At 39.1% G+C, this 11380-nt stretch carries 12 protein-coding genes; 3 read left to right on the top strand and 9 right to left on the bottom strand.

What is annotated here, in order from left to right; all coding sequences use genetic code 11:
• A partial coding sequence (locus AC4GME_RS06160; RefSeq protein ID WP_490379135.1) for an NAD-dependent epimerase/dehydratase family protein occupies positions 1-546 on the bottom strand: 546 nt, incomplete at its 3' end.
• An 85-nt stretch (positions 547-631) separates the two neighbouring features.
• Between AC4GME_RS06160 and AC4GME_RS06155 the strand changes: the two genes are divergently transcribed.
• The 3 genes from AC4GME_RS06155 to glpX all read left to right on the top strand — a co-directional run bounded on the left by AC4GME_RS06155 (position 632) and on the right by glpX (position 3662).
• The gene (locus AC4GME_RS06155; protein ID WP_490375772.1) at positions 632-1216 is read left to right on the top strand and encodes an anthranilate synthase component II; all 585 of its coding nucleotides are present in this window, start codon (positions 632-634) and stop codon (positions 1214-1216) included.
• Between the two features lie 68 nt (positions 1217-1284).
• Complete coding sequence (locus tag AC4GME_RS06150; protein WP_490375771.1) at positions 1285-2499, top strand: aspartate aminotransferase family protein; 1215 nt, start codon at positions 1285-1287, stop codon at positions 2497-2499.
• Positions 2500-2648: 149 nt separating this feature from the next.
• On the top strand, positions 2649-3662 hold the full coding sequence (gene glpX / locus AC4GME_RS06145) for a class II fructose-bisphosphatase (RefSeq protein WP_490375770.1): 1014 nt from the start codon (positions 2649-2651) through the stop codon (positions 3660-3662).
• A 72-nt stretch (positions 3663-3734) separates the two neighbouring features.
• On the opposite strand, the gene coaA is transcribed toward glpX, so the two are convergent.
• From coaA to aroE, 8 genes are all read right to left on the bottom strand, one after another.
• Entirely contained in the window at positions 3735-4697 is a 963-nt protein-coding gene (coaA, locus tag AC4GME_RS06140; protein WP_490375769.1) for a type I pantothenate kinase, read from the bottom strand.
• The gene (locus tag AC4GME_RS06135; protein ID WP_490375785.1) at positions 4666-5331 is read right to left on the bottom strand and encodes a uridine kinase; all 666 of its coding nucleotides are present in this window, start codon (positions 5329-5331) and stop codon (positions 4666-4668) included. Before AC4GME_RS06135 ends, coaA begins: the two co-directional genes overlap by 32 nt.
• A 220-nt stretch (positions 5332-5551) precedes the next feature.
• Positions 5552-6160 (bottom strand): thiol:disulfide interchange protein DsbA/DsbL, encoded by a 609-nt coding sequence (locus AC4GME_RS06130; protein ID WP_490375768.1) that lies wholly within the window; start codon positions 6158-6160, stop codon positions 5552-5554.
• 67 nt (positions 6161-6227) lie between these two features.
• On the bottom strand, positions 6228-7220 hold the full coding sequence (locus AC4GME_RS06125) for a serine/threonine protein kinase (RefSeq protein ID WP_490375767.1): 993 nt from the start codon (positions 7218-7220) through the stop codon (positions 6228-6230).
• A gap of 70 nt (positions 7221-7290) precedes the next feature.
• Positions 7291-8694: a cytochrome c oxidase accessory protein CcoG gene (gene ccoG / locus AC4GME_RS06120; protein ID WP_490375766.1), complete on the bottom strand. Its 1404-nt coding sequence runs from the start codon at positions 8692-8694 to the stop codon at positions 7291-7293.
• 150 nt (positions 8695-8844) lie between these two features.
• The gene (locus AC4GME_RS06115; RefSeq protein ID WP_490375765.1) at positions 8845-10119 is read right to left on the bottom strand and encodes a hypothetical protein; all 1275 of its coding nucleotides are present in this window, start codon (positions 10117-10119) and stop codon (positions 8845-8847) included.
• Positions 10120-10244: 125 nt separating this feature from the next.
• Complete coding sequence (locus AC4GME_RS06110; protein WP_490375764.1) at positions 10245-10508, bottom strand: YihD family protein; 264 nt, start codon at positions 10506-10508, stop codon at positions 10245-10247.
• Between the two features lie 20 nt (positions 10509-10528).
• Complete coding sequence (aroE, locus tag AC4GME_RS06105) at positions 10529-11347, bottom strand: shikimate dehydrogenase (RefSeq protein ID WP_490375763.1); 819 nt, start codon at positions 11345-11347, stop codon at positions 10529-10531.
• Positions 11348-11380: the final 33 nt, after the last annotated feature.

Here is an 11380-nt window from a genome sequence, read left to right as displayed (position 1 = left end):
CAATTTAAATGCCGGTAGCATTTTAGTTAAAGCGCCACCATCTTTACTAATGACAACTCCTGTGCGTAAGTTTACTAGCCTGGTAGCAATATTTTTAATCCCTTGGCTAGCTTGCTCCCATTGCAAAGCCAATTGGCTAACAAAATCATTACCTACAGTGCTGCTTTCATCTAATTGCTGTTGCTCCCTATCACCATAAAATCCGATGGCAGAGGCATTGATGAACAGCTTTGGTGGTGGAGAAACATTTTGAAAGTGTTCAACAAGTAATTTAGTTGATGAAATTCTACTTTCTACTAATTGCCGTTTCTTCTGCTTTGTCCAGCGTGCGTTTGCGATATTTTCACCGGCTAAATTAATAATCACATCGGGAGTATTAAATGTTTTTAGATGTAAATATCGTTGTTTTATATCCCAATAAGGGTGTAACTCTTGTGGTTTGCGAAGTAGGCGCCCAACCTCAAAACCTTGTGCTTGCAAAAATGGCACTAATGCAGAGCCAATTAAACCCGAAGAGCCAATAATGAGTACTTTTGTTTTGTTCATGTGAACTCCGAATAAAATAATTAGTTTAGGCTGTTTGCTGATGTTAAAATAATAGTTTGCAACTTATAAATAGGTTAGACCATTCATGCTTTTGATGATCGATAATTACGACTCTTTTACATACAACTTAGTTCAATATTTTGGTGAGCTAAAACAAGAGGTTATCGTAAAAAGAAATGATCAAATCAGTTTACAGGAGATTGCTGATTTAAATCCCGATTATTTAGTTATCTCCCCCGGTCCCTGCACACCAAATGAAGCGGGTATTTCTTTGGCGGCGATTGAACGTTTTGCCGGACAAATTCCTTTGCTGGGTGTTTGTTTGGGGCATCAAAGTATCGGTCAAGTCTTTGGTGCACAAGTGGTGCGCGCAGATAAAGTGATGCATGGTAAAAACTCTCTTATCGTGCATGATGGCAAAGGTGTTTTTACGGGTTTAAATAACCCCTTAGATATTACGCGCTACCATAGCCTGGTGATTGAGCCGACAACATTACCTGACTGTTTTGATGTTTCAGCAACTGTTATTGAAAGTGATGAGATTATGGCGATCCGTCATAAAACACTGCCGGTAGAGGGGGTACAATTTCACCCTGAAAGCATAATGTCGGAACAAGGTTTAAAATTGTTGAATAATTTTCTTATGCAGGGTCTTGGTTTCAAAAAATAAGCGCGTATATTAGCAACTCCAGTTTTTCGTCTATCTGTTTTTATTTTACATAGTTAAAGGATTTTCTTATGTCAGACACACAAATTACTCGTCCGCTTTTTGATCAAGTGATGGTGCCAAACTACGCGCCTTTAAATATGATCCCTGTGCGTGGTGAAGGCTCTCGTGTTTGGGATCAGGCAGATAATGAATATATAGACTTAACAGGCGGCATCGCAGTAAATGCCCTTGGTCATGCTCATCCCGAACTAGTTGATGCATTGACTGAACAAGCTAAAAAATTATGGCATGTTAGTAATATCTATACCAATGAACCGGCGTTAATGTTGGCGCAAAAATTAGTGCATAATACCTTTGCTGAAAAGGTCTTTTTTGCCAACTCGGGTGCCGAAGCAAATGAAGCGGCATTAAAACTGGCGCGTCGTTTTGCTTTTGATAATTATGCAAAAGATAAAACTGAAATTATTGCTTTTTACCAGGGGTTTCATGGCCGCACTTTTTTCACCGTCACTGCGGGTGGGCAAGCAACTTACTCGGATGGTTTTGGGCCAAAACCGGCTGATATTACACACCTTGAATATAATGATTTGAGCGCATTAGAAAAGGCCATTTCCGATAAAACCTGTGCGGTTATTTTAGAGCCATTACAGGGTGAGGGTGGTGTTTTAGCAATTGACAAAGAATTTGCACAAGGTGTGCGTGCTTTATGTGATAAGCATAATGCATTAATGATTTTTGATGAAGTACAAACAGGTATGGGGCGTACCGGTGAATTATTTGCTTACATGGGGTTAGGTGTTACACCTGATGTGCTAACATCTGCAAAATCATTAGGCGCAGGTTTTCCCATTGCGGCTATGTTAACCTTAACTAAGTTTGCAAATAGCTTAACGGTTGGTACCCATGGTACAACCTTTGGTGGTAATCCTCTGGCTTGTGCGGTTGCCAATAAAGCTTTTGATCTAATCAATACTCCTGAGATGTTACAAGGTGTAAAAGATAAAGAGATTTTATTCCGTGATTTATTAACTGAAATTAATAATGAGTTTTCAGTATTTAAAGAGTTGCGTGGTGCTGGTTTGTTATTAGGCGCTGCATTAAGTGAACAGTATCAAGATCGAGCTAAAGATTTTTTCTTGGCAAGTGCCGAGCAAGGTTTATTAGTGCTAGTGGCGGGGGCAAATGTTATTCGTTTTGCACCGGCATTAAATATTAGCAACGAACAAATTAAACAAGCAATGGTCAAATTTAGAGAAGCCGTTAAAACGGTAACGCTAAAGTAATAAAAATGATGTAAAAACAAAGAATTGTTACTTTATAGCTTCTATAATCGAGGCGTAGAGTTAGCACAGAATTTTAATAAATAAGTAAATCAGCTGAATATTCAATAGGTTTACTTGTAAAACAATATTTAGCATTGGGAGCTCAATAAATGAGACGCGAATTAGCAATTGAATTTTCTAGAGTTACAGAGTCAGCTGCATTAGCTGGTTATAAATGGTTAGGTCGAGGTGATAAAAATACTGCTGATGGTGCAGCAGTGGAAGCGATGCGCTTGATTTTTAATCAGATTGATATTGATGGTGAAATCGTTATCGGTGAAGGTGAAATAGATGAAGCGCCGATGCTGTATATCGGTGAACATGTAGGAACAAAAACAGGCGGTGATGCGGTAGATATCGCAGTTGATCCGATTGAAGGTACGCGAATGACAGCAATGGGGCAGTCAAATGCTCTGGCTGTGTTAGCCGTTGGCGAAAAAGGCTGTTTTTTACGTGCGCCTGATATGTACATGGAAAAACTAATCGTTGGTCCAAATGCTAAAGATGCAATCGACTTGGAGCGCTCTTTAGAGCAAAACTTAAAAGCAGTGGCTTTTGCATTAGGTAAACCGCTAACAGAGCTAACGGTTGCTACATTAGCAAAACCACGTCATGACCGTGTTATCAAAGAGATGCAAGGATTAGGTGTGCGTGTATTTGCCATTCCTGATGGTGATGTGGCGATCGCGGTACTTGCTTGTGTGCCAGATAGCCAAGTTGATGTGCTTTACTGTATCGGCGGTGCACCAGAAGGTGTTATTTCAGCTGCAGTTGTACGAGCATTAGATGGTAATATGCAAGCTCGATTAATTCCTCGCCCTATGGTTAAAGAGCCTACAGAAGAAAACATTCGTATTGGCGAAGAAGAAGTGGCTCGCTGTGAAGCGGCTGGTATTGAAGTTAATAAAGTATTAAAACTTGAAGACTTAGTAAAAAATGACAATATTATCTTCTCTGCGACCGGTATCACTAAAGGTGACCTAGTTGAAGGTGTGGCAGTAAACGGCCGTTTAGCAACAACTGAAACATTACTGGTACGTGGTAACTCACGTACCGTACGTCGTATTCATTCAACACATTACCTGGATCGTAAAGATCCAAACTTAAAAGATATTATTCTTTAAGTTTCGATTTCAGTAATAAAAAAGGCACTCATTTGAGTGCCTTTTTTGTTTGTACTGATTAAAGCGTTTTTGTTATTTACGTAACTTAACACTCGATACTTGATGATTAGCGGCTTTTTTCAGTATCAAATTAGCGCGATCCCGTGTTGGGCGAATATTCTCTTCTAAATTCACGCCATTAATTTCATCCCAAATTTTTCCCGCTATTTTAATCGCTTTATTTTCAGACATTTGTGAATAGCTGTGAAAATAAGCTTTTGGATCGGTAAATGCACCCGCTCTGAATTTTAAAAAACGTTGCACATACCATTGTTTAAGCAGGTCGGTATCGGCATCAACAAAAATTGAGAAATCAACAAAGTCAGAGACAAAAACACGGTGAGGATGGTCGGGATAATTAATTGCACTTTGTAATACATTCAACCCTTCTAAAATAACAATATCTGGTTTTTCGACGTTTAACTTTTCGTCTGGCAATATATCGTAAGTTAAATGTGAATAAATCGGCGCGGAAACAAGCTCTTTACCTGACTTTATGGATGCAACGAACTCAACCAGCGCCTTGATATCAAAACTCTCAGGAAAGCCTTTTTTGTGCATTAGATTACGTGCAACCAAGTCTTGATTGGAACGTAAAAAACCATCAGTGGTCACCAATGCAACTTTGGGATGTTCTGGCCAGCGTGATAATAAAGCTTGTAAAATACGCGCGCTGGTACTTTTCCCGACCGCAACACTGCCTGCAATACCAATAATATAAGGTACATGCTCATTTTTACTATTTAAGAATTTATCACGTACAGTATGCCGATATTGCTGTGCTTTTACATACAAATTAAGTAAACGGGAAAGTGGCAGGTAAATATCAATCACTTCTTGGAGTGAAAGTGATTCGTTGATGCCTTGCAGTTGTTGCAGATCTTCTTCGGAAAGCGTTAATTGCACATTATCGCGTAACTCTGCCCATTGCTGGCGCTCAAAGTGCATATAGGCACTATGGATATTATGCTGATTGTTGGGCTTTTTTGTCTTCATTTTCATCTGTTTCTTGTTCGATATAAATCGACTTGGCATGCCCTTGAGGGTCATCCGTATAAATATGATATTGACCGGCAGGTTTTATTAATAGCTCAAATAGATTTACCAGCGCTTCTTGAGATTGTTCGATATTAGTTTGCCCAGCTAAGCGTGCAAAAGCAGCATCATAATCACTCTCAACCCAGCAAGTGTAATCATAAAGATCTAAATAGGCTTCTTGCAGCAGGTAAACGCCCTCGATAAGAATGATATCAATATTGTTAAAATCATATTCAACGGTACGAGGGTTCATTACATCATCAAGTGTGACAGATGTTTTAATGCTGCCGAACAGTTTCAGGGGCAAAATTAACTGTTCAACCATTTCATCAAAACGATAAGCATTCAGGTAATACTCTTCAGGGCTGCTCATAACGTTAAAGCGTACGCTTTCAGCTGCTTCCCAATCATCAGTATGGACAATTGCAACAGATACGCCTTCGAGTTTTAAAGCTGCAGCAATTTTTTCCGTTAAAGCTCGTTTACCACCACCTTCAATGCCGCTAATTGCAACTATCTGTGCTTTTCTTGATTCTTTTTGATTGTGCAGATCACGTAAAACAGATTTTATTTGCGCTGCATTGTTAAACACGGTTTTCAACGATAATGCTCCCTTGATCTATAAGTTATGCCAAATTGATTAATTACGTTCCTACACAGAGTTGCTGTGCTGTTCCCGCTCTGGGCGCATTGATTTTGGAATGGTTATTCGTTTTCAAATTGGTCTTGTTATTATGCCATAAAAACGATCAGGCACAAAAAAGGCCACCTCTGTGACCTTTAATAAAACAGATTTAATTGCTTATTGTGATTTAATCTTTCTTTTTAGACAGAAAATCAACTAAAGCGATAAACTCTTCTGTGCTGTTTACCGATCCTGTATTTACTTTGTATTTACCATTAACAATAAGCGCTGGTACACCACGAATTTGAAATGTTTCTGTATCACGTTTCATTTGTGATGCTAAACCACTAACAGGGAAGCTTGCTAATGCACTTTTTGCTTCTTTTTGAGAAACACCAGCTTTTTCAAATATTGCCAGGATATCTTTTTCACCATTAATCGCTTTCTTCTGCGTATGGATTTGGTCAAAGATAATGTTTGCTACTTTATCTTCAACTTGTAATATTTCAGCAGCTGCATAAGCACGTGTAAGTAGAGGGCCCATCTCCTTGCCTATGAAATTAACGTGGTTCTTTTTAATTTTTACATCGTCACCTAAGTTATCTTTAAGGGTGGCGATTAATGGTTCGAATTTGAAACAATGCGGGCAGTAAAAAGAGAAAAACTCCATCACTTCAGGTGTTGCTGTCGCAGTTTGCTTAACCACTTGGTAGTGAGTGCCTTCTTTGTATTCAACAGCTTGTGCCGTGAGTGGAAGTAGTATTAAACCCAAGAAAAGCGCAAAAACCTTTTTCATTGTATGTTCCTTTATTAAATTAGTAGTATTTTTGTAATTATGTCGTTATTTTTTATTGCCAGCTAAATTAATAGCTAGGTTGCAAAGAAAGCGGTGCTTCTTTGAGTGCCGTTATTTGCTGCTGTAGCGATTGTAACAACTCTTGCCAGTATTGGTCAGTTGTAAACCATGGAAAGTTCATCGGAAATGCAGGATCTGACCATCGCTTATTGATCCAGTTCACATAATTAATAATGCGCATACTACGCAGCGGTTCAATCAAGGCCAATTCTTGTGAGTCAAATTCGTACTCTTCTTGGTATCCTTCTAATAACATCGACAGTTGCAGTTGTTTTTCTTGGCGATTGCCACTTAATAACATCCATAAATCTTGAATTGCGGGGCCCATTTTACAATCATCAAAATCCACAAAATAGGGGTGATCACCGTTAATTAAAATATTGCTGGCATGACAATCCCCATGTAAGCGTATTATTTTACTCTTGTGCCTGGTTAATTGCTGGCTCACTTGTTGCTCGATAGTATTTAATGTTGCAAATAATGGCTCGCGAATAAACTCAGGTATCAGCTCGCTTGTTTGCAACGCCTGGATCGGGTTAGACAGCATTATCTGCACATTTAACTCTTCTCTATCTTTAAATGTGCCTTGTGCGCCAATACGATGTATCTTGCCTAAAGCACAGCCCACTTCAAAGAGTTGATCAATATTATCAAGTTCCATGGTGCGTGCCGATAAACTGTTAAATAACGCAAAATAGTAACCATTAAATTGAAATAGGGTCTGATTGTTAATTTCAACGGGAGCTGCTAAATGACAGCCTTGCTGGTGTAACTCTAAGCTAAATTGATGATCTTCTTGTAATTGCGCTTCACTCCAACGCTGCGGGCGATAAAACTTCACCACGTAACGAATTTGATTTTCATCTGTAAATAAACAAACACGATTTTCATAAGAGTTGAGCGCGATTAAGCCACTTTGCGGATAAATTCCGATACTTGCTAATGCGTCAAGTTGGATTTCCGGAGTAAGAGATAAATAACTAAAATTTGCATCTGTCATAATTGACCTTAAAAGGTAAGGCGCTAATAATAGCGCCTTAATAGGAGGTGATTGCTAACTTATTGTGGGATTATAAACCTAAAAAGAAAGGAGTATCTTGTTTAATTTCTTCAACATCACCGCTTGTACTGGTTAATATAATAGTGATTATTCGTTTCTTCTCTTTTATATCATAAGGGTCTACAGCAATCGCAATCGGTTGCGTTAATATTTCTCCTGACTTAATAATTATCTGTTTAGGACCAATTAACTGCGCATCTTGTAGGCCGGAAAAAGAGAGGTTATAGGTTTGTGTTGTAATTGTTTTATTGAGAATTTTCAGCGTGTAGGTATTTTCAATTAATCCTTCACTGTTTTCTCGATATAACGCGGCTCTATCTCTAACAATTTCCATTTCAGCACTGCTTAAATTGAGTATATTGATAACAAACATAGCGACCATTATGGCTAACATAAGACCATAACCAATGATTTTAGGGCGTAATAAATTGGTTTCTTTGCCTTCAAGTTGTTGCTCTGATGTGTATGAAATTAACCCTCGCGCATAACCCATTTTATCCATGGTCTCGTTACAAGCATCCACACAAGCCCCGCAGTTAATACATTCATACTGTAATCCATCGCGAATATCGATACCTGTAGGGCAAACTTGTACACAAAGATCACAGTCAACACAGTCGCCTAAACCAAGTTCTTTCGGATCGACTTTGCGGCGTCTAGGCCCTCGCTTTTCACCTCTTTTTGTATCGTAACCAACACTGTAGGTGTGTTTATCAAACATGGCTGATTGAAAGCGCGAGTAAGGGCACATATGAATACAAAAAATTGAACGCATCCAGCCCGCATTTGCGTAAGTTGAGAAGGTGAAAATAAAAACGCTCAGCAAAATAAGAGAGCTGCTATTAAGTGTGAAAAAGTCAGCATATAACTGCTCAACGGGTACAAAATAGGAGCAAAAAGCTAAACCAGTAAATAAAGAGACCACTAACCAGCCCGTATGTTTGGCGGTTTTTCGCCAGATTTTATTAAAATCCCAAGGCATCTGATCAAGGCGTCTGCGTTTATTTGCCGGCCCTTCAAAACGTTCTTCAAACCAGATGAAAATAAATGTCCAAACGGTTTGCGGGCAGGTATAACCACACCATATTCGCCCGAGGTAAGTGGTAAAAAAGAACAGTGCAAAGGCTGCAATAATAAAGAACCAGGCGAGCAGGGTTAAGTCCTGTGGAAACAGGGTCATATTAAAGATATGAAACTGCTGTTTTGTAAAATCAAACAACACAGCCTGGTTGCCATTCCAGCGTATCATGGGTAATGCCAGAAACAACAAAATCAGTCCCCAGCCAGTATAACGGCGTAACTTTTGGAAAAAGCCATAAGCTGCACGCACATAAATTCGCTTGCCTGGGTTAAAACGATCTGCACTCTCTTTATGCGTGCTTTTTATCTCTTTTATTTTAATGCGTTGATTCATCGCCAATTACCTGAAATTATTAAACTAAAGCTGTTTGGCGACATTATAAAGTAAAGATGTTAAATAAAAGTAAAGCTATTGCGCAAAATGGTTTTAAAATTGTAAATTATTATTTGTGCAGCTATAGCCTCCAGATAGATGGCGTTGTATTTAGCGAATCGTTAAACCATGCTGATGACTTTGTCTGATAATTTTTGTGTTGTTTTTAAATAACATTTTGTTTGTTACCGCTAAGCTGGTATCGCACCAGTCAATTAATGCTGGAAAAGTTTGCTCACTTTCTAAATTATCAAAAAAATCGTTAAAATCACTATTAGGTAATAATCTTTGGCTGACAAAACGCGCTCGCGGTTTAGTTAACTGCTCAGCGATCCGGTTACGTTGACCCCAACTGACAAGGTAGTCAGCACAGTTGAGATCATTGCCTTGAGGTTTTATAACAAAGGCGCTGTCCATATCGATATCTAATGTTTTTTTGAGCATGCTTGCCTGAAACAGCATCGCGACATCTTCAGCTTTATGTGAATACGCATAGAGGTGGTTTGCCCCCTCTTCCTGCATTAGTCCGCCAAGATAAGCCGCATTATCTAGCTTTTGTTGTTCAGTTGCTTGTTTGCCTTGGTAAATAATATCGGCATGATCAAAAAGCACCTGATTATTAAGAGGATAAGTTAGCGAAAGGTCGATATTGAGGCGTTGCGCCGCAAGGCGGTTAAGTTCAGAGCTGGTAGTTTGGGTTGGATCAAGTGATGGCATTAATTGCCGAGCCATAAAATCATTAGCATGCGCTAATTCATGGAATAATAAACTTGCCATTGGCACGATAATATCTTCAATATCACGTTCCTGTGTACCATCTAATGGGTAATAAAAATATGCATACTGGCCATCTTTTATAAAACGGTGGAAAAACTCATAGGCTAATTCATTACCAAAATCATCTCGGAAATCACCACCTTGTCGGATAGTGTTTTTTTCATCATTAGTTAACCATAAATTAGCGGGATCAAGGTAAATCGCCCCGGTGCCTGTCCAGTAAAAGGAGGGACGAATATTATCGGCAATGACAATTGCTGTTACCGAGCCCATTAACGTTATTATCTCTGTCGGTAAGCGTGTTAATAGTGATTGAAAACGAGCCCCCATCCAGTCATGTGACACTACCACGCGCGACATAATCTCTGCGATTTGAGTTTCAGGATAACTGATGGCGATAAAAGGCAGTTGTTGGACGGTACAGGCTTGTGAGTTATTCACACAAGCTGCAGGATCAAGCTGTGGTTCAGGTCTATCTTGTCTCAGGTAGGTATAAATATGATCGAGATTATCAACATTGTCTGCCGGTGTAGATGAGTCACTACATGCCGTTAGGCTAAGTAAGATTGTTATTAACAATAAGGTGTTACGTTTCAATAAAAAAACCATAAATATCCTTTTTATATTTTTACTTAGAAGCCGTCAGTTATTATATAGCCAAGCTACCTGAAGATGTTGATTTCTGCATCTTGAAGTAGTTTGGGTATAAGTAATGGCTTTTTATTGCAGATAGTCTAGGTCAAACCTCGCGCTTTTAATAAAGCTGCCTGAAAGTCATTTTCGCAATCTTTTGCAATACCCGGGATCATTTCGCCCTTTGCAGTTTGATCCATTTTCAGATGGTAAATAATCACTTCATCACTGAGTTGCTCAAGCGGTTTATCAAACCCGGACTCTTTAGACAGCTGCGCTAACAGTTCCATTAAGCTTAATTCTTTGTTTTTTAACCAGTAAGGTTTTAATAGTTCAAGTAGTTCATTGACACGATGAGACTGCATTATTATTTCCTCTTGCTAATTTAGTCCGCTAAATTATGGCGTAATTCATTTAAAACTTGTTTTGCACCTGGCTTTATAGCTCGCCAAATTGCAAAACTTTCCGCTGCCTGACCTACCAGCATACCGAGCCCGTCGATAATGAGTCTAGCACCCTGCTGTTTTGCCCAGGCATTAAAAGCGGTTGCTTGTGCGCTATACATCATATCGTAAATTGCAGTTTCTGGACGTACTAAATTAGGGCTGATAGCTGGTACCTGGCCGCTTAAACTGGCTGATGTTGAATTAATAATAAGATCAAAATCGCCCGATAATTTAGCAAATTCGCAGGCAGTAATATCACCAGATTGGTCAAAAATACCCGCTAATGTTTGTGCCTTTGAAAAAGTGCGGTTAGCAATGACTAACTGTTGTGGTTTTTCCGCGAGTAAAGGACCGCATACACCACGCGCAGCGCCTCCTGCTCCCAATAATAAGATGCGCGCATTTTTAAGTGGCACATGATTGTTTTTAAGATCTAAAACCAAACCTGCACCATCGGTATTATCACCAATAATGACACCGTCATCGGTTAATTTCAGGGTATTCACTGCGCCTGCTAATGTGGCTCGTTCAGTAAGTTGCTGTGCATATTTAAAAGCCTGCTCTTTAAATGGAACGGTAATATTACAACCTTTACCCTGTCCTGCAAAAAACGTGTTTAAGGTGCTTTCAAAATTATCAATGGGTGCTTCTATCGCTTTATAAACCATCTTTTGTGCCGTTTGCTTTGCAAATAGTGTATGAATAAACGGCGACTTGCTGTGTTTAATCGGGTTGCCAAAAACAGCGTACTGATCCATAAAAGCTCCAAAATAAAAGGGAAGTATTTGTAA

Source organism: Psychromonas sp., from assembly GCF_983033635.1.
The sequence above is the reverse complement of the archived record's forward strand: the minus strand, read 5'-3'. Positions and strand labels throughout refer to the sequence as shown.